Origin of the sequence: Methanorbis furvi, from assembly GCF_032714615.1 — an archaeon.
Taxonomy (GTDB): Archaea; Halobacteriota; Methanomicrobia; order Methanomicrobiales; family Methanocorpusculaceae; genus Methanocorpusculum; species Methanocorpusculum furvi.
The window spans coordinates 121,877-140,983 of record NZ_JAWDKA010000002.1; the positions used below are offsets into that span (position 1 = coordinate 121,877).

Here is a 19,107-nt window from a genome sequence, read left to right on the forward strand (position 1 = left end):
AAAAACCTCAGAGACGGTGCATCTTCGTAAAGATATCTTCACGCTGACAGCGAATCTTTACACCGATCTCATCGCCGATTGTATCAAGGTCCTGCACCATCTCGCCGAACGGTTTCTGCGATGCACTCGCGTCAGCGATCATCATCATATTGAAGTAGCCCTGCACGATCGTCTGGGAGATGTCCTCTACGTTCACATTGTTTGCTGCAAGGTATGTACATACTTTTGCAATAATCCCCACAGTGTCCTTTCCTACTACGGTAATAATGGTCTTTGTCATCCTAAGTTGTCCTCGCCAGTGAAATGCTACCTATTCATTCTCTTTTCTGCATCAAATATGTTGTTCTCTTTAGGGCTAATTAAATTTGAGATGCAGATCCTCCCATGCAATGATGGCGCGTTCAGAAAATCTGAAGAGATGCCCTAACTCGAAGTTGTAGGCGGTGATTTTAGGGATATCAATTAGTAACCTGATGTAAAGTAGAGTCGTGGAGAACGGTAGAGGATTTGCCTACACCAAAAAAATTGGTAGATGGATAAAAAGAGGGAGGTATAGATATTAGAATATATTAGAGAGGAACCACCACAGAACACATGTTATTGCAAATATGCAACAGGCGAGAATTGTTATGGAGATTATTAAGGTAAGTGGTACTGACGTGACGACAAGTAATCCTATTACTACGATTAATGCTATCGTGTAAGCCACGACAAGGAGGAATAATGAATTCACTTTTCTGATTTTATCGGATTGATGAACATTTTTTTGCTTATAAATATCTGATAATAATGCCAGAAAAAGGATGAGTATGGTTCCAATGACGATTGTATAAAGAATCCATCCCTCAGCACCATCAATATCCTTGAGACAGATTTTATACACCGTGGGTAAGTTAGTCATTAAAATGGCCAGGGAAAGGATAATACCAATTCTCTCCCAATTTGCAGATTTTTCATCAATTGACACGATTGGTACATAGACATTCATATATTTAAAAATAACCATCACAAAGATCTTTGCCCATAGATTCGGTCAGTACATTTTTTCTCTTCCGCATACCAATAACAGAGGTATGAGCACACCCTCAGTACAGACAGCCGAACACCTTGCAGCGGAACGAAAATTCCGTGAAGCCGCAGAACTTTACCGCGAACTCCTCAAACTTGAGGAAAATGCCAAAAACACCGACCTCTGGTGCGCCCTTGGAAAGGCGCTGATGCAGGACCAACAGTTTTACGATGCAATCGATGCGTTCGGTACTGCGACCGACCTTGAACCGGAAAATCCTGCGTTCATGGCAGCTCTCGGAAACGCCCTCGCCGAAGTTCACCAGTATGAAGAGGCAAAACTCTGGTTTGAAAAAGCCGCAGGCCTTGAAGACAATATCACATACCTTCTCAAAGCCGGAGATATGCTTGCCTACCTTGGAAAACATGACGAGGCGCTGGTATACTACACGCTCCTCTCCTCAAAATATCCGGAGAATGCAGACCTTCTCCACAGAAAAGCAAAAATTCTCCGTCATCTCAAACGCGAATCTGACTCAATGGAAACAATCGTCGAAGAGATTCGCCTCCGAAAAGAAGAGGTACAACGTTCTCCTACTGCTGTATCCTACGCAAAACTTGCCGCGGCCTACAAACGCATCTCGCTCTGGCAGGAGGCTGCCGAGATGTATGCACAGGCAGTAACTCTTGACCCGACAAACCCCGGGTATCACATGTTTCTGGGCTCTGCACTGATCACCAACGGCAAAACAGACGAAGGTGTCGCTGAGTACGAAAAAGCTGCGAATCTGAGCTATGAAGATTTCCCGAGCCTAATGAGAGTTGCAGAGTCAGCAACAAAGTTTGGTCAGTACGACGAAGCAATCCGTCTCTACACCAGAGCACTCGCAGTCCGCAACATCAATGGCGATGCTTGGGTGGGTATTGCGTATGCTCTTCTGATGATGAAGAACGCAGCAGATGCTCAGGCATTTTTCGAGATGGCAAAAGCTACCGGTTCCATGCGGGAGATTCCCTGGGCAGACAAGCTGCACAAAAGCTACAAGACCGAGGCGCTGGATAAGGCATTTCCCTGAGAATTCATGTATCAGGTGGTTACGGACAGCTCACATCTGAAAAAACTCCTGGCAGTGATAGCTCTCGCAGTCTTCATCGACTCACTTGACGGCTCGATTGTAAATATTGCGCTGCCAACAATCGCAACAGGTTTTTCCGTGGATCTCTCAACAGCAGCCTGGGTGATCATGGCCTACTTTTTGTTTCTCGTTGGCCTTATTCCGCTGTTCGGACAGATTGCGGATCACGGGAGACTCCAGGAGATCTTCTGCCTCGGGTTTGTGGTGTTCACGGCAGGTTCGGTTGCCTGTGGTCTTTCGCCTGATCTGAACATTTTAATCGCTTCACGTGCAGCGCAGGGTGTTGGTGCTTCGATGATTGCGGTGACCGCACCGCTTCTGGTCGTGAGGCTGATGCCGAAACGTCACTGGGGAATGGGGATGGGCATGACGGCAACTGCCGGTGCGATCGTTCTGGTGTTTGGTCCGGTACTTGGCGGAATTTTAACTGAGTACCTCTCCTGGCACTGGTGTTTTTTCATCAATATCCCTGTCGGCATTGCGGCGGTTATTCTCGGATTGCGCATTATTCCAAAAGCTGTCCGTCAGCCGAGGATCAAGTTCGATCTCGCGGGGGCTGTTCTCATCTTTACTGCAATGGCGTCGCTGATCTATCTCTTGGAGCGGGGAGCGCCGCTTGGCTGGACGAGTCCTGAGATTTTGTTCTGTGCTGCAGTGTTTGTAATTTCTGCAGTGGTGTTTGTTGTTCGGGAACTCAGAATCAAGGAGCCGATCCTGCGGGTGAAAATTTTCCGGTCTGTGCCCTTCACGCTCGTGACCGCGTCGTATTTTCTGATCAGTATCATCTACGCAGGATTTTTGTACATCATTCCGTTCTATATGTCAATCGTTCTCGGACTTTCCCCGGCGGCTTCGGGAATGGTTCTTTTGATCAGTTCCGTACTTACCGCGATAACTGGCTTGCCGTCCGGCGCACTTTCCGATAAAATCGGTCCGCGCTGGCTGGTGACTGGGGCAGGAGTTGTTCGTGTGGCATTTTGTCTGGTGATGGCAGTGATGATGCCGGAGAATGGGTTGTTCTGGATTCTTTTACTGATGGTGCTTTCCGGTCTGACGTTTGGTATTTCCGGCGGCCCGTCGAGTGCGAGACCGATTGAGCATGCGCCGGAAGGGGAAGGCGGAACAGGTTCGGTTGTTCTGATGCTTGCCCAGTACAGCGGTATGGTTGTGGGGGTTGCCCTCTACCGCTCTGGTGTTTAATCTGGCGGTTCCGGAAGCGGCGAATGTTGCTGTGGGACTGCTTACTGCTGATGAGTTTCTGCCCGGCTTTCACATGACCGGTGTGTTTGGTGCGGTTTGTGCGATAGCGGTGGTGATCTTTTCTGTGGTGGTGAAGGATAAGATCGTGGGGAAGGAGTGAGATACTTGGGGATGGGGAAAGTACTGAATTATTTATAGATATTTTTGCGATGTGAAATAGCATAAGGAAAGAAAATTTTCTGATTTTGGTTTTATTTGGAGTAACCACATTCGCCACTGCATAACTCCTATTTTAAGAGACTCAATTTGATGAAGATCACCAAGAAAAACTACGGAGAAAAAAATAGTCAGGATATTTTATTGTCTGATGTGTGTGAGTGATACATCATGCTCACTCATGTTAGTCTGGAGCATTGGCGTCAAGCTCTGCCAATGCAGAAAAAATTTTCTGCAGCTCTTTGTCGGTGATCTTGGTGTCTGCATCCGTGAGGTACTCAAGGACCCGTGAGATGATGTCCTCATAACCGGAGTCCTCTTCCTCCCTGAACACGTCAAGCATGCGCACAAGTTCCGGGCTGAGGGTAACGGTGACAGGTTCAGTCATGATGATTGTATCTTTCAATCTCTGAAATCAAATATATTGCGACAGTCGGAATACAATCTGATCTATGCGCGGGAACGTTGAAATACCAAAAAGAAAATACGCACCTGCCGGGATTTGAACCCGGGTCGAAAGCTCCGGAGGCTTCCAGGATGTCCGCTACCCTACAAGTGCATGAAAAGAATTTGCTCTATACTATAGACATTGTCAGTATAAATAGAGATGGTATCACATCTAATCCCATCAAAAAACACCTGTAACCAGATCTGCGGTTACAAAATTTCGGCAAATTACATCCCCAAACGAAAATCAAACAGGAAAAAATGAATTTCATCAAAACTGTAACCTCTGTAACCGCTAAATCGACATTGTTCTTATCAGAAAATATAATCCAGAAACCACAATAGCAAAACATCGGTTACATTAATTAAAAATCAACAGATACAGAATAATTTCCAAAACAAAACGCAAAAAACAGTTGAATTTGTAACCGCACCTTGCGGTTACATCAGGGCCGGCACGGTCACTACTTATTCAGCTGATACTGATACCAGATCCGGCATGCTCCCTCATGACTCACCATACAGGGGCCAATCGGAACACGAGGCGTACATGCCTTCCCGTAGAGCTTACAGTCCGACGGATCGCAGAGACCGCGAAGAACCTTATCACAGATACAGCCCGAATTCTTCGTCACCTTCGCATACACCAGATCAAACTTCTTCTGGGCATCAAACATCTCAAACTCTGGCCTCAACGCAAGACCTGAATCAGGAATCACCGGAAAACCCCGCCACTCAACATCAGTCGGCGTGAACACCTCCTGCATAAGCATCTGTGCCTTCACATTTCCCTCGCGGGTAACCACACGCGGATACGCATTCTCCACCTTCGCCTCACCATCCTGCACCTGCCGGCAGATCATCAGAAGAGAAAGCAAAATATCCTCAGGCTCAAATCCTGCCACAACCTGTGGAACAGGAAACGCCTCATACTCATGATACCCCATCACCGCACACACGTGGCCTGGAAGAATAAAACCATCAAGCGACGCCTCACCCTGTGCCATCAGCCACTTCATTGCAGGAGGAACAAGACGGTGCGACACTAAAATACTGAAGTTATCCGGAGGATTTGTAAGAAGCATCGCCGCAACCGTTGGAACAGTCGTCTCAAAACCAACCGAAATAAACACAACCTCCTTCTCAGGATTCTGCCGTGCAATCTCCACCGCCTTAGCCGCTCCCTGCACAATCCGAACATCACCGTTTACCTGCTCAAGAGAAGTTTTCGTTCCGGGAACCCTCAGCAGATCGCCATACGTCGCAACAATACAGCCGCGCTCCGCAAGCTCACAGGCAGCATCAATCTCTCCCTGCGGCGTAATACAGACCGGACACCCAGGGCCCATCACAATCTTCAGCTGCGGGGGAAGGACAGACCGAATGCCGTACTTCGCAATCGCAGCCTCATGTGTGCCGCACACATGCATAATCCGGATATCCCGATCAACCACCTCTGCGAGGAGTTTCGCCATATCAGTTCCGACCGTCATACGTACTGGTAGTATTGTGCCTGAAACCACAAATACCCATTGACACGGGGCGAAGGTATAAGGAGAGACGCGGACTAAATTTGTAGTTATATGCTTGAACTCGATGACCTCTTCATGGGAGGGGGAATACTTGTCATCGGCATCGTTGTGGCAGTCGGTATAGCAGTAGCCACACGCATCCTCACCAAATACTTCCGTCGTCGCGGAGTCGCCAGATTCATCGTCAGCTCGTTCGGCTATCCGCTTGCTGGCTACGTCCTTGTCACGACGACGTACATCGCATTTCACATCTATATGCCCGAACTCCTTGACATCAGTGCCAAATATTATCAGGCAGTGATCGTTCTGCTTGCGGTCTGGACGGTTTACCGCATGTGTATGAGTGCGGTTGACTACTTTTTCCCGCACGAAGAGCATGAACCAAGCAGAGTCGGACCCATTCTGAAGTTCTCCCTGCGAGTCGTCATCTGGGGCCTTGGCATAATGATGGTGCTCGCAACGCTTCAGATCAACATCACCCCGCTTCTTGCCGGTGCAGGAATTGCCGGTATTGCTGTTGCTCTCGCAGCTCAGGATCTGCTGGGCAACATCTTCGGCGGCGTAGTCCTCTACCTTGACACGCCGTTTCATGTCGGAGACTGGGTGAAAGTTGACGGACAGTTCGGCGAAGTTCTCCAGATTGGGCCGAGAAGTACGCGAATCAAAACGCTGGACTCCCAGCTGATGACCATTCCGAACGCAAAGATTGCGGGCGATTCGGTGATCAACTTTTCAGCTCCTCAGGATTATATGCTGATTCGGCTGAAGATCGGAGTTGCCTACGGTTCGGATGTTGCTCTGGTGAAGCAGACGATGAAGGATGCGGTGGAGAGTGTTTTTTCCACAACGCCGTACCTTTCGCATGACGAGCCGGCCCAGGCAAATTTTCTGTCGTTTGGCGACTCGAGTCTGAACTTTGAGCTGGTAATTTGTGCAGCAAAGCCTCTCTACTATTATGCGGCAATGGACGCGGTAAACTGTGAGGTCGACAGACTGTTTCGCGAACGCGGTATTACGATTCCGTTCCCGCAGCGTGAGGTTCGTATTTTGAATATGCCGGAGAAGGGTCTCTGACCTGATTCTTCTAAACTTCAATTATTTTGGTAGTTTAGGATAGCTATATGACGGATTGGGGGCAATTACTTTTCTGATACAAATGAAAAAAATTACTCTTGCAGTCCTTCTGCTGTTCGCGGTGTTCGCCGTTTGTGCACTTCCCGCGGCAGCCGAAACTTCTCCAACCGACCGGGTGATTCTGACCTCAGGATATGGTGAGTCGGTAACGACTCCTGATAAGGTTACGATCAGCTTCGCAGTTCAGACAACCGATCCTGATGTAAAGGTTGCACAGCAGCAGAATGCACAGGCATCTTCAGCAGTGATTGCCGCACTGAAGAATGCAGGCATTGCAGAGAAGGATCTGAAGACCACCGGATACAATATCTATTCGTATGTGATCGGCGAGTACAATCCCGGCAAGTGGCCGAACGGAACTGAGGTCTATCAGGTTACGAACACGATTCAGATGACTTCGTATGATGTGTCCAAAGCGGGCGACTATATTGATACAGCGGTCGCGGCAGGTGCAAACAATGTGAACAATCTGCAGTTTGGACTTTCCAATGCAAAACAGATCTCTGAACGCAACAATGCTCTTGTTTCTGCGGTGAAGGCGTCACGTGCTGATGCGGACGCGGTTGCAGGAGCACTGAATGTGAGAATTATTTCAACCGGAACAATTCAGATCGATCAGAGCAGATACTCGGTATCCTACCCAACTTATGAGACCACAATGATGGTAAAAGACAGTATGGCAGGTTCGGCACAGACTCAGATTCAGTCTGGTGAGCTGAAGACAACCGCAACGGTGTCGATTGCCTACACTTACTAAATCTTTTTTTTCATTTAGAAGTTATGCACACAAGGAAAAGGGATTCTCTGTTCTTTGTCACGTGGTTACTCAGAGTGAGACCAAGGACTGAATAATTTCAAACAATGAAACTCATCGTCGCATAAATTCTATTTTATCTGATCCTCTCTGAATGCGTGTAGACCTTCTCCGGCAGACAGATGAGCGTGAGGTTGCAGGAATCAGCAAGCTCTACAGCGAGAGCTGTGGGCGGCTGACAGGATGAAAGAATCGAGTAGCCTGCGTTGAGTGTTTTTCGAACAGTGTCTGCGGTGACTTTTCCTGAGAGAAGAAGAATGGCGTCAGCTGGCTTACGCCCATTTTTCAGAACAAGACCGGTCACTTTGTCAAGAGCGGTGTGCTGACTCAGGTCGGATGCAAGGAAAGTTGCTCCATCAAAAAATCGTGTGGCAGCAGAGTAGCCGCCAAGAGCGAGAATGTTAGAAGGAAACTCTGCGGCAAGAAGCGAAGAAGAGGCAGTGATTCCTTTTCCCAAGACCGGCAGTTTTGCCGGATCAAGATAGGACGCAGTCCCTCCGCAGCCGGAGATTACCGCACGTTTGGGCAGAAGAACCTTGAACGGGTTCGTGGTCAAGACGCTGATCGTCTGATGATCGATCATGACGGACTCGATCTCGTCCGAAGGAATGATTGCTTCGGTTGCGAGGTAACCGCGGGCGAACTCTTCGAGATTCTCCGGCAGCATGAGGATTGAGAGAAGGTTTCTGCCGTTGACAGTCAGAGCAAAGGGCTGTTCAGGCAGGAGGCCGGAAAAAACTGTCATTCGATTGGGCCGCCGCAGCCTTCATTGCCGCGAAGATGCCGGCAGATGAAACAGAACTTGTCGCCGAGTTCGTTTTCGGTGATGGTGCCGTTATTGATATCCTCGGCAAGTTTGCCGATGATTTCTTTGATCTCGTCGTCGAAGACGATTCTGTATCCGCGTTTGCCGGAAAGGTACTGGGAGACTGCTGAGGGTGCCACTGACAGGGCCTTGGCAACATTGATCTGGGAGACGCCGCGACTGACCAGTTCAGCTGCGAGAGCTGCCTGCATCGCGGGGATGATGTCCCATACGATCTCCTGACAGGGGACTTTAACCATACTAATAATTCTCGCTGTGAACAATATAAATATGTGCTTTTCAGAAGAGATGAACAGTGCAGATAAATGACGAAAAAGTGACGATGAAACACATCATGAGCACTTCTATTCAAGGCTATACTAAAATTATATTCCAAAATAACATTCAAATTAACCGATTCGGTGCTGAAGTGCTGAAGAAATAAGTATAACCTAAGAAATTTTTCGTTTTTTTATTTGGAACACAAAATAAAATCTATAATGTTTCTCTTATCTCATCATCACTTCAGCACTGATATCCCAATATTACGAGTAGATTCGAAAACAAACAAAGATAACTGCTTAAAATGGTGTACTCAGGATGTGCTTCGTCGTCACTTTATCGTCACTTCTTCAGACAAACAAAATGCAGATCTGATCCCCCATCCATTTCCTCTCTGCAAAAATTACATGATCAAAATCATGTTTATCGGCAAACATATATGCAGATATCACAAATAACAGAAAGATTATGAAAAAACTCTCGGCAGATCTGGCGGTACCGATCAAGATCGCATCGGTTGCCGCAGGTTCGGCTATTGGCGGATTTGCCGGAAAACATATCGGAGGAGTCGCAGGATCAGTGATTCCCATTGTCGGAGGAGCTGTAGGAAAAACAACCGGCAGATATATCGGCGCAACACTCGGCGGATTTGCCGGCGAAATTGCAGGCGACAAACTCGCAGAAGTGATCGTGCCCGCAGTTCTTGACGCAGCAAATCCCGGCTATATTCGTGTGGATGTGAAGGAAGGACACCACACGCCGAAATTTTTCGACCGGTTGATGGACAAATAAACGCAACCTCATTTGCGAACACGATCAAAAACCCCGCACTCAGCACAACATCTCTTTTGCAACTTACCAATTACTTCGCATTTTTTGTTCTGGTATCGCCCCTGCTTGCCCGCATCACAAATTAAATTGAATTTGTATTAATGAAAATAATATAGATTTATATCACAAACATACCGATAACTATCCATGACAATTGTGGAAGACGCAAAACGCGGCCTCATCACCGAAGAGATGAAGGTCGTTGCGGCAGCTGAAGGAGTGACCGAAGATTTCATCCGCCGCAGTATCGCAGGCGGACATATTGTAATTCCGATGAGCCCGTACCGGAACGTGAAGCTCTGCGGTATCGGCTCAGGCCTTCGCACCAAAGTAAATGCGTCTCTTGGAACCTCTTCTGATATCGTGGACGTGGAAGCAGAGATCGAAAAAGCCAGACAGGCAGAACTTGCCGGCGCAGATTCTCTGATGGAACTTTCAACCGGTGGAGATTTCCTTGACATCCGCCGCCGCGTCATTGCAGCGACAACGCTCTCTGTCGGATCGGTTCCCCTCTATCAGGCGTTCATCGAGGCCGCACGCAAGAAAGGCGGCGTGGTCTTCATGGACGAGGATGATCTGTTCAAGATCACTGAGGAGCAGGCAAAACTTGGAACAAACTTCATGGCAATCCACACCGGAATCAACTACGAGACCGTGAAGCGGCTGAAGAATCAGGGACGTCATGGCGGCCTTGTTTCACGCGGCGGCGCATTCATGACCGCATGGATGCTGCACAACGAGCAGGAGAATCCGCTCTACCGCAGATTCGATTATCTGGTGGAGATCTTAAAGGAACACGAGGTCACACTTTCGTTCGGTAACGGCATGCGGGCAGGCGCCTGTCATGACGCAACCGACCGTGCGGCAATTCAGGAGCTTTTGATCAATGCTGAGCTTGCCGATCAGGCACATGCGGCAGGCGTCCAGTGTATTATGGAAGGACCCGGACACATTCCGCTCGATGAGATCGCAACCAATGTGCAGCTGGAGAAACGGGTTACCAATAACAAGCCGTTCTACATGCTCGGCCCACTGGTGACCGATATTGCTCCGGGATATGATGACCGTGTTGCGGCAATCGGAGCTTCAGCATCGTCTGCGGCAGGTGCGGACTTCATCTGTTATGTTACGCCAGCCGAGCATCTTGCCCTGCCGACTCCTGAGGAGGTGTATGAGGGTGTGATCAGTTCCCGCATTGCGGCTCACGTTGGCGATATGGTGAAGCTGCCAAAAACTCGCGAGCTGGATCTGGAGATGGGTCATGCAAGACGCGATCTTGACTGGGACCGCCAGTATGCGGTTGCTCTGAATGCGGCAAAGGCAAAGGAGATCCGCAACTCAAGAATGCCTGCCGATACGGATGCGTGTACGATGTGCGGCGATTTCTGTGCGATTAAGATTGTGCAGAAGAACTTCCACTTCTAATCTTTTTTTTCGATATCCTTATTGTGATGTCAGGTTCATCAATCATCATCTATGAGACAGATGATTACGGAGGCGGTCGGCAGATTTGTCAAAGACTACGAAGAACGTCCCGGCATTGCCACACGATGGGGCGAGCCAATTGTCGGATTCTGCGATGCAAAAAGTTCTGCGGTAGAGAATCTGAAGCAGGCCGTGTCACTGAATCATCTGATGCCGCAAGATCTTCTTGCTGATGCGAGTGTGGTTGTGGTATATTATCTACCGTTCGCAAAAGTTATCGCCGAGACGAACCGCGAGGGAACTGCCGCATCACCTGAATGGGCACGGGCGTATTCTGAGACGAACGAGCTGTTTGCAGAGCTGAATGTTCATCTGGTAGAGCTGATTGAACGAAACGGCGGAAAGGCAAAACTTCCGGGACCTGCGGCAGGATTTTCCGGCGATTTACTCATAAGCAACTGGTCTCACCGGCATTTTGCAGTGCTTGCCGGTCTTGGAACGTTCGGGGTAAACAATATGCTGATTACGAGGATGGGATGCTGCGGAAGAGTGAGTTCGTTTGCAGCGAGTATTCCGGTTGAGCCTGATGTCCCTCTTAGAGAGGAGTTGTGTCTCTACAAACAGAAGGGAACCTGCGGGAAATGTTTTGAGAGGTGCCCCGCGGGAGCACTTTCGCCGGATGGGTTTGACCGACAGCGGTGTTTTGCGGTGTGCATGGAAAATGAGGCGGTGTATCCGGGATGTGATGTGTGCGGGAAGTGCGGGGTTGGCGTGCCGTGTACGTTTTTTGGGAGATTAAAAAATAATTCGTTCGGTTGCCTGCGAAAGTCTGAAATAAAGATCCTTAAAACAGTACTGTACAAATAAATTTGTAGGGCCGTCAATCGCTTCTACTATTAGTGCTATTGTCTTACAACGTAGTCTTTAATATGCCGGATAATTTCTTTTCTTGCATCACAATAGAAATCCAATTTTGGATTACCATCTTCAGCAGGCAGGCGACGATTGTAACATCCAGCCTTACAGATAGTAAATACATCACAGTCAAGGCATTCTGATCGATAAAGATTCGTATTGCCCGCCATATTTACAAATGGCTCATCGAGAATTATTTCAGAAAATGATTTTTCCAGAATATTTCCAATACGATTCTCAGGTTTCGAATTCAGGCACTCACAGGAATAAATATCTCCATTCGACCCAACAGAAATATTTCTATGGCATTTTCCAGAAAGTTCGCAAATCACAGATGACTTGTCCGGAATCTCTTTGTAACCCAGAAGATATAGCACATCTTTGAAAAATCTGATTTCATACACCGGATTTTTTTCAGAAATCCAGATATCAAATAATTTTATCATAAATGATGAATAGTCTTTTGGAGGGAGAGAGATGTCGGTTTCGTAAAAAAATGCCGGTGTAAAGTCTACTTCAAATGGTTTTTGTTCCTGAAAAAACGCATGTATCTCTTTTTCATGACCAATGGCTTCCGTATTGATAACGGAGATCGCACTCCACGGATAATCGCACTCGCGTAAGAGAGAAATTCCCTGCATTGTCTGATCGAAGGATGGCTTTCCATTTTTATGAATTCGATGAGCGTCTTGAATTTCACGTGGTCCATCAATGCTGACACCTATTCTAAAATGTTCCTTTTTGAATAGACGAAGAAAATCATCATTAATAAGAGTCCCATTGGTCTGAATACAATTGTCAATGAGGAGACCTTGTTTGCGATATTTTTCCTGAATGGATAAAATAGCTTGAAATCGATCAATTCCTACTATAAGTGGTTCTCCCCCGTGCCAAATAAAATAGAGAGATGGTGTTTTATTCCACCCATATTTTCTATAAAGGTTCTGCTTATACTCAAGAATTGACGCTAACATATTATCAATGATTTCCAGATCCATGTCTTGCAGGGCATGTGTTTGAAGGGCATTTTCCCGATAACAGTACGTACAGTGAAGATTGCAAAGATCGGATATCTTGAAAACCGCGCTAAATACATCATAGTATTGATAATCCTGAAGCGGTGGGAAAGGAGAGAGATTCTGAATATCTGGAATTCTGTTCATAGTCTTGAGATACTTGGAATGAAATTTTCTAAAAAAATGAAATGATTACTGGTGTTCTGGTGCTCTTGCAAAACCAGCTTCAGGCGCTCTCGCAAAACCTGCTTCTGGAATCATTACTGATTCTTTGAGAAATGCAATATTTTTTTCCCTAAGTTCAGTAATCATGATGTTAACCATTTCTTCCATACTGCTATACTATAGTTACTCCACTATATTATATTTTGTTATTGGATCAATCGAGAATGCGGAGAATAATTCCAATAATTTCATGAGATTTTATGTAAGTATAAGTAAAGGCAAATACTGCAACAATAACAGCAAATACCATTGGAATATATTCATTTACACTGTTAGACGTCAGATGGAATAAAAATATAATTGAACTTAGGATTGTTATCGCTGCTGCAAACGCTGTCAATATCTGATTGAGAAACACGGCGTTGAGGTAATCTTTTTTGCAATGTTCGTTCGCTGTTTTCAGTTCAATTGATTCAATTAGATCTGCCCCACTTTCAATAGTGGACAATGATATTACCTCATCATATATAGTGTAAATTGTTTTTCTTTCTTTTGTAAAGGCAGTAAATTCCGCCAATGTTAGTAATGCATGAGAAAAAAATACCGTCATATATGAACTATGAAGATAACTACCATCAAAACAATAATGTTTTTCATCAAATATCCAGCGAATTGCTTTAAAAACTCGGTCGTGTTGAAGATGGAATGGGTGAGTTGGTTCCAGTTCTTTCTTGGATATGTAACGTGCCATCAATTTACGTCTGCCAGTGGGTACAGTTATTTGTTGATCAATGTTCTTTAATACACTTCCAATAATAAGGTAGGCATTAAGACAACGAACTGTATCATCATGAGTACCCCATGTTCCATTGTTTTTCTGTTTTCGTTCTAGGCAGTTACAAGAACTTAGCAGAATGTTGTATATCTTGCAACAAAGTTGAGAATTTTTCCTATACAATGAGTAATCCCATAAATATGCCAAATAGAAGGCTAATGCCTCACCACCATCAGCAGTAGCCATATATTTATTCCAGCTCCACACCATCTTGTCTCCTGCAGAAGACTTTTCCATATCGTTTGCAATGCGTAACGCGATACTATGCATTAATGAGCGTAGATGGCGTGAAGTCAATCCTAATTTATTACGAGTATCCTTATCTCCGAGTAATAATACTTCTACATTAGGATTTTTTAAGATATCTATTATCATGGCTAAGACGGGAGCCAAGTCAGTTGCACTAAGTGTTGTTTTGGCATGTTCCCTATGCTTTAGATATATTATGTATCGTATCCAGGACAAGGCACCAGAAACAATTTTTTGAACATATTTCGGAGATATTGTTGTTGGAATGGGGTGTCGAAGTACAAATGATATGATATAATGCAAGATCATCGCGGTATCCCAAAGATTGTTATCCCAGTTGTAGTAACTTTGGGTTAATGTATTCTCATCATATCCGTTTTTTTTAGAATTTGTCTCTATTTCTTCAGTAATATTTGGATGGGTTGCGGAGCGTATCAACCATGAAAATGTATCAGACTCAGTAGATCGTATTTTTTGTTGGAGTATATTTATTTCAGTACATCTTGGAGAATTCGGATCTAATATGAGATATTGTTCAGATTTTAATAGAAAATGAGCTGAAAGAGCTGCCTCCCAATATGATGAGCGTCCTGCACCAAAAACTTCGTTTGTACCATCAAAAGTTTTCTCTGTACTGTTGCAGAACCATTCAGCCGCGGAGATAATGTTTTCAGTAATTTCAGAGATGAATGCATTGTTTGGATCTGAAAACGGTCGATGTTTTTTGCTCATGTTTACCCCAATTTACTTCTGTCATTGTGTGATTAACATTACCAAATAATAATGCCAATAATGGCATATAATCCTATTATGAAATTAAGTATGAATAATGTCCGACGATATGTTCGAGCTGTTCTCAATTCTCGCCAATATTTATGATTTTCTGCCTTTAAACGAAGAACATCTCCACGTTCCTTTGTCGCTTTAAGAGGCATATGTGTCAGAACATCATCATATAATTTATACATGGATTTTTCGAAAAATACTTGGCATGTTTCATATAATGAGAGAAGAAATTCTGAAAAAAACAATGTAAGATAGGGGGTGTGTATTATACTCCCATCACCAGGATATTGCTTCGCATCAACAAGTGTTCGAAGAGCCTTGAATATTCGATATGGTTTGATTATATATGGATAACCGGATGTTTTTGAAACAGAACTATGCGTTCCTAAGTGAATGGATTGATATTTATTTAGCACATAACCCATTTGAAGATAAGCATGGGCACTGCGAATGGTATCATCCTGACTCCCCCAAGTACCAGTGGATGTCTGCTTCTCTTCCAACCACCGACACGTCCCAATCAAACATTTGTGGATGTTCTGATAGTTGTGATGCGTAGTTCGATAGATTTGTACGTTGGTATCATAATATTCTGCAAGAGCTAAACCGCAATCAGCTGTTTTCACATAGGTTTCCCATCTACACATATTCTGTTTATCACCGTCTTCCCATTTACAATCCTCAATTAGCTTTTCGATGATTTCATGTATAAAATTATCTCTCCATTTTTTGTATACATCCAATTCAGTTGATGATTCTAATTCTGAAAGATGTAATAATAGAATGAGTGTTTTTGAAAAATTCGACGAATATAATGCATATTTATTTTGAGCAAGGGGGTTGTTTTTTGGATCGTTGCTGAGAAACATGAGCTCAATCCATCGAAGGGAGGTGTAAATGAGCTGCTTGAGTTCATTTCTCGTTATTTCATTAGGAATGTCTGTATCATTTTTTTTCAAAAAATCAAAGATGAATTGCAAAACACATGAAGTGTTCCAAACATTCCCATCCCAACGATAACATGTATATTTTTGTAGAGGAAATGACTCAGCATTCGAATACAATTGTTCATCTCCATCATCGCAACATATTTCTTTATTATCAAAAATCCATCTGAGAGTTGCCAATATCTGGGTATCAATATTTAATTCACGGTCTAATTTATTGGTGTAAGATATTTTGTCAAATTTAATCAGAAAACTTCCAGCTGATGCTGCTTCCCAATATGCATTGGAATGAAGCATGAATATTTTTCCATGATATTTCGAAGAGTATTCCGATGCCCCAACAAGCCATCCAGCAAGATCTGTCATATATCGCATGATTTCTTCAGATACATGACTATTTGGATTAGGGAATGGGTGTGAGGTTAGAATATTTTGCTTCATATTTTTCATTACCATTGCAAATGTGAATAATTTTGGAGTATGCTTCTTGTAATCATTATTATCTCAAATATTGTGACCTCAAGTCTATTTTCTGTATTGATTGGGATCATATTTTTGTTTCACTACCGATATCAGTTCTTGAAACATCTCCATCTCCATTTCCTGTTTCTGGTGTATCTCTCTATTAGATTCGCATTGTTTAAGATCATATATTTCTTTCATTATCTGAAAATTTGTTTCAAACACACTCATCTCCTTTTGCTGCATCTGATGAATGAACCAAACAATGATGATTACACATATAATATATCCGATGATCAGACCAAGATTTAAGATCAAGTCGGAAATCAACTGTGATTGGATAAGATTTCCCTTCATAGTATCCAAAAAAAATACATTATCCTCAATTTTAACTAATAGTACGTTCATTGGATCAGTAGAGATACGATCAAAATTCCATAAAACACCATGATTATCTAGTGACGATGAATATATCTGTGACACCATACAATAAATCAATGGAAGTAACAATATAGTAGAGTATATTAGTAATTTTACTCCATGCCATTTTGGATACGATTTGGAAACATCTACTACTTGATTTTCAAAAATCTTACAAAAGTCATTATCAGCCAAAATATTCATGCCGAAGCCTGAAGTAGGTACCATGGAGCCGCAAACTGGAACATTAGGATCGGAAATCAGTCTTTCAGAATCATCCTTGTCACACATATAATTATTGCTCCTACAATACCAACAGATTGGTAGTATACACATATGCAGCAATACTACATAATAATTGTGCATAGTAAATAAATATAACATTGCAACATAAATATTATGTGGGTATTTATACAAATGACCGGTGCAATTGGTGGTGGCACATAACATACACATACAAACATTACAAAAGTCCACATCATCGTAAATCAAAATATACACCACAGTATAAACATTACACATTATGAATATTCATGAATATTATGAGTGAAATTATCGCAAATAATTGATATACTCCATGTAAAAAGACCTTTGGCAGTTCTCAAATTTGTAAAATTATTAATTTCACATCATCGTTTTTCAAGACAAATACAAATGATTTTAAGAGATATAGCTATCTAATTTTGTAGATCTTAATAATAATCTCCCGATCGCCAAAACATTCATTAACCAACTAATTCCATCATAACATACGAACAATCTCTAAATACATAAGCACCAAAGAGGACTCCCTCAAGAACTAGAAATCCATCTCCTAAAGCTAAGCGAATATCTTGGTATTGAAAACTATCGAAGCCTTTGGTTCAGTCAACAGAGGGGAAGACATCCCTACAAATTCTCCGCCCAGACAGTAGTAGTACGTCTCAGGTAGTTCATAGGATCGAAAGACAACCTCTAAGAACTGCTCAGGCGAAACGTTGGGAGTTACGTGGAGACGTTGTATCCGGGATGTGATGTGTGCGGGAAGTGTGGGGTTGGCGTGCCGTGTACGTTTTTTGGAAGAAATGCTTAGGGGTATGGGCAGAAGATACTGCCACGTGAGGAATCTTTTTAGGGTTATAACCCTAAATATATGCTAAGTACCTGGAATGTTTCTGGGTATAACCCATAACATGTCAATAGTTCCACGCAACCAGTATATGCAGAAAATTCTGCCATATAAGGATCAGCCTTTCATCAAAGTGATCACCGGCATACGACGCTGCGGCAAATCAGCGATTCTTTCGCTGCTCCAAGCCGAACTTCTCAGTACAGGTATTCCTGCATCACACATTATCCGGATCAATTTTGAGAATCTGGATTATGCCGAGATTACATCGGCAAAGGAGCTGGACAGATATGTGAAGGTGAGAATGACAGATGCAGGGAGATATTATGTTCTGCTTGATGAGATTCAGGAAGTTGAACAGTGGGAGAAAGCGGTCAATTCACTTTTGGAAGACGACAGAGCTGATATCTATCTGACCGGATCGAACTCACGGCTGTTGTCTTCAGAGCTTGCGACCTACATTGCGGGAAGATATGTGGAAATTCCTGTGCAGACACTGTCATTTTCAGAGTATCTGGAGTTCGTCGAGCATCGGACGGGGGAGAGACCTACTGATATTCATGCGGCATTTTTGTCATACTTGCGCCTCGGAGGATTTCCTGTGATTCATACTGCCGAGTACTCTCCTGGATCCATGGAAAAAATCGTGTATGATATTTATTCGTCGGCAATCCTGCGGGATACCGTGCAGCGATACAATATCCGAAATATTGATCTGCTGGAACGGATTGTGGGGTATGTATTTGAGAATGTAGGAAATATTTTTTCTGCGAAAAATGTGGCGGATTATTTTAAAAGCCAGCACCGGAAGGCGGATCTGAACACGATCTATAATTATCTGAATGCACTCGAGAGTGCATTTATTATCCGGCGGATTCCCAGATATGATCTTCGGGGTCGGGAAGTGCTCGCAACAATGGAGAAGTATTATGTGGGCGATGTGTCGCTGATTTATGCGCTGATGGGGTATAAGGACCGAATGATTGCAGGAATTTTGGAAAATCTGGTGATGCAGGAGCTGAGCCGCAGAGGGTATCGGGTGTTTGTGGGAAAACAGGATGTGCGTGAGGTGGATTTTGTGGCGGAGCGGCAGGAGGAGAGAGTGTATGTGCAGGTTTGTTTCCGGATGGAGTCAGAGGAGACGGCAAAGCGTGAGTTTGCCCCTCTGCTGGAGATCCGTGATCATTATCCGAAATTTGTGGTGAGTATGGATGAGGTGTGGCGAGATAATGTGGAAGGAGTTCGGCATGTCCACATCGCAGATTTTCTGCTGATGGATGGATATTGATCGGCGATGGGATTCGCAGGTAATTGATCTCAGACATTAAACCCCTCCCCACTATTTAGAAAAACATCTAAATACCTTCCTGAACA

20 protein-coding genes and 1 tRNA gene are annotated in these 19,107 nt (G+C 44.2%); 9 read left to right on the forward strand and 12 right to left on the reverse strand.

Annotated elements, in window-relative coordinates:
* Window positions 1-7: 7 nt before the first annotated feature.
* Together McpAg1_RS02310 and McpAg1_RS02315 are read right to left on the reverse strand one after the other, a co-directional pair.
* On the reverse strand, window positions 8-280 hold the full coding sequence (locus McpAg1_RS02310; protein WP_338093674.1) for an ACT domain-containing protein: 273 nt from the start codon (window positions 278-280) through the stop codon (window positions 8-10).
* A gap of 279 nt (window positions 281-559) precedes the next feature.
* Window positions 560-967 carry a hypothetical protein gene (locus tag McpAg1_RS02315; RefSeq protein WP_338093675.1) on the reverse strand — a complete coding sequence of 136 codons (408 nt, stop codon included), beginning with the start codon at window positions 965-967 and terminating at the stop codon, window positions 560-562.
* Between the two features lie 106 nt (window positions 968-1,073).
* On the opposite strand from McpAg1_RS02315, the gene McpAg1_RS02320 reads away from it, so the two are divergent.
* From McpAg1_RS02320 to McpAg1_RS02330, 3 genes are read left to right on the forward strand one after another with little or no spacing between them, the layout of a single operon-like run.
* On the forward strand, window positions 1,074-2,084 hold the full coding sequence (locus McpAg1_RS02320; RefSeq protein WP_338093676.1) for a tetratricopeptide repeat protein: 1,011 nt from the start codon (window positions 1,074-1,076) through the stop codon (window positions 2,082-2,084).
* Between the two features lie 6 nt (window positions 2,085-2,090).
* Complete coding sequence (locus tag McpAg1_RS02325; protein WP_338093677.1) at window positions 2,091-3,344, forward strand: DHA2 family efflux MFS transporter permease subunit; 1,254 nt, start codon at window positions 2,091-2,093, stop codon at window positions 3,342-3,344.
* A gap of 31 nt (window positions 3,345-3,375) precedes the next feature.
* Window positions 3,376-3,504, forward strand: a complete 129-nt coding sequence (locus McpAg1_RS02330; RefSeq protein WP_338093678.1) for a hypothetical protein — start codon at window positions 3,376-3,378, stop codon at window positions 3,502-3,504.
* Window positions 3,505-3,744: 240 nt separating this feature from the next.
* Here the strand turns inward: McpAg1_RS02330 and McpAg1_RS02335 are convergent, their stop codons facing one another.
* The 3 genes from McpAg1_RS02335 to hypD form a co-directional block, all read right to left on the reverse strand.
* A complete protein-coding gene (locus McpAg1_RS02335) occupies window positions 3,745-3,948 on the reverse strand; it encodes a hypothetical protein (RefSeq protein WP_338093679.1) in 204 nt (67 codons plus the stop codon).
* A 99-nt stretch (window positions 3,949-4,047) separates the two neighbouring features.
* Window positions 4,048-4,119, reverse strand: a tRNA-Arg gene (locus McpAg1_RS02340).
* Window positions 4,120-4,471: 352 nt separating this feature from the next.
* Window positions 4,472-5,500, reverse strand: coding sequence for a hydrogenase formation protein HypD (hypD, locus tag McpAg1_RS02345; protein WP_338093680.1), 1,029 nt, complete (start codon window positions 5,498-5,500; stop codon window positions 4,472-4,474).
* Between the two features lie 90 nt (window positions 5,501-5,590).
* Between hypD and McpAg1_RS02350 the strand changes: the two genes are divergently transcribed.
* Together McpAg1_RS02350 and McpAg1_RS02355 are read left to right on the forward strand one after the other, a co-directional pair.
* Entirely contained in the window at window positions 5,591-6,613 is a 1,023-nt protein-coding gene (locus tag McpAg1_RS02350) for a mechanosensitive ion channel family protein (protein ID WP_338093681.1), read from the forward strand.
* Window positions 6,614-6,695: 82 nt separating this feature from the next.
* The gene (locus McpAg1_RS02355) at window positions 6,696-7,430 is read left to right on the forward strand and encodes an SIMPL domain-containing protein (protein ID WP_338093682.1); all 735 of its coding nucleotides are present in this window, start codon (window positions 6,696-6,698) and stop codon (window positions 7,428-7,430) included.
* A gap of 133 nt (window positions 7,431-7,563) precedes the next feature.
* On the opposite strand, the gene McpAg1_RS02360 is transcribed toward McpAg1_RS02355, so the two are convergent.
* A complete protein-coding gene (locus tag McpAg1_RS02360) occupies window positions 7,564-8,232 on the reverse strand; it encodes a formate dehydrogenase accessory sulfurtransferase FdhD (RefSeq protein WP_338093683.1) in 669 nt (222 codons plus the stop codon).
* Window positions 8,229-8,552, reverse strand: a complete 324-nt coding sequence (locus McpAg1_RS02365) for a transcriptional regulator (RefSeq protein WP_338093684.1) — start codon at window positions 8,550-8,552, stop codon at window positions 8,229-8,231. Before McpAg1_RS02365 ends, McpAg1_RS02360 begins: the two co-directional genes overlap by 4 nt.
* A 490-nt stretch (window positions 8,553-9,042) precedes the next feature.
* On the opposite strand from McpAg1_RS02365, the gene McpAg1_RS02370 reads away from it, so the two are divergent.
* The 3 genes from McpAg1_RS02370 (at window position 9,043) to McpAg1_RS02380 (ending at window position 11,697) form a co-directional block, all read left to right on the forward strand.
* A complete protein-coding gene (locus tag McpAg1_RS02370) occupies window positions 9,043-9,366 on the forward strand; it encodes a hypothetical protein (protein WP_338093685.1) in 324 nt (107 codons plus the stop codon).
* A 186-nt stretch (window positions 9,367-9,552) separates the two neighbouring features.
* Window positions 9,553-10,830 (forward strand): phosphomethylpyrimidine synthase ThiC, encoded by a 1,278-nt coding sequence (gene thiC / locus McpAg1_RS02375; RefSeq protein WP_338093686.1) that lies wholly within the window; start codon window positions 9,553-9,555, stop codon window positions 10,828-10,830.
* A 51-nt stretch (window positions 10,831-10,881) separates the two neighbouring features.
* Window positions 10,882-11,697: a hypothetical protein gene (locus McpAg1_RS02380; RefSeq protein WP_338093687.1), complete on the forward strand. Its 816-nt coding sequence runs from the start codon at window positions 10,882-10,884 to the stop codon at window positions 11,695-11,697.
* A 35-nt stretch (window positions 11,698-11,732) separates the two neighbouring features.
* On the opposite strand, the gene McpAg1_RS02385 is transcribed toward McpAg1_RS02380, so the two are convergent.
* The 5 genes from McpAg1_RS02385 to McpAg1_RS02405 form a co-directional block, all read right to left on the reverse strand.
* On the reverse strand, window positions 11,733-12,908 hold the full coding sequence (locus McpAg1_RS02385) for a radical SAM/SPASM domain-containing protein (RefSeq protein WP_338093688.1): 1,176 nt from the start codon (window positions 12,906-12,908) through the stop codon (window positions 11,733-11,735).
* Window positions 12,909-12,953: 45 nt separating this feature from the next.
* Window positions 12,954-13,094 carry a hypothetical protein gene (locus tag McpAg1_RS02390; protein WP_338093689.1) on the reverse strand — a complete coding sequence of 47 codons (141 nt, stop codon included), beginning with the start codon at window positions 13,092-13,094 and terminating at the stop codon, window positions 12,954-12,956.
* Between the two features lie 46 nt (window positions 13,095-13,140).
* Complete coding sequence (locus McpAg1_RS02395) at window positions 13,141-14,742, reverse strand: hypothetical protein (protein ID WP_338093690.1); 1,602 nt, start codon at window positions 14,740-14,742, stop codon at window positions 13,141-13,143.
* Window positions 14,743-14,780: 38 nt separating this feature from the next.
* Window positions 14,781-16,184, reverse strand: coding sequence for a hypothetical protein (locus McpAg1_RS02400; protein ID WP_338093691.1), 1,404 nt, complete (start codon window positions 16,182-16,184; stop codon window positions 14,781-14,783).
* Window positions 16,185-16,268: 84 nt separating this feature from the next.
* Window positions 16,269-16,916 (reverse strand): hypothetical protein, encoded by a 648-nt coding sequence (locus McpAg1_RS02405; protein WP_338093692.1) that lies wholly within the window; start codon window positions 16,914-16,916, stop codon window positions 16,269-16,271.
* Between the two features lie 881 nt (window positions 16,917-17,797).
* On the opposite strand from McpAg1_RS02405, the gene McpAg1_RS02410 reads away from it, so the two are divergent.
* Window positions 17,798-19,021, forward strand: coding sequence for an ATP-binding protein (locus McpAg1_RS02410; protein WP_338093693.1), 1,224 nt, complete (start codon window positions 17,798-17,800; stop codon window positions 19,019-19,021).
* Window positions 19,022-19,107 lie beyond the last annotated feature (86 nt).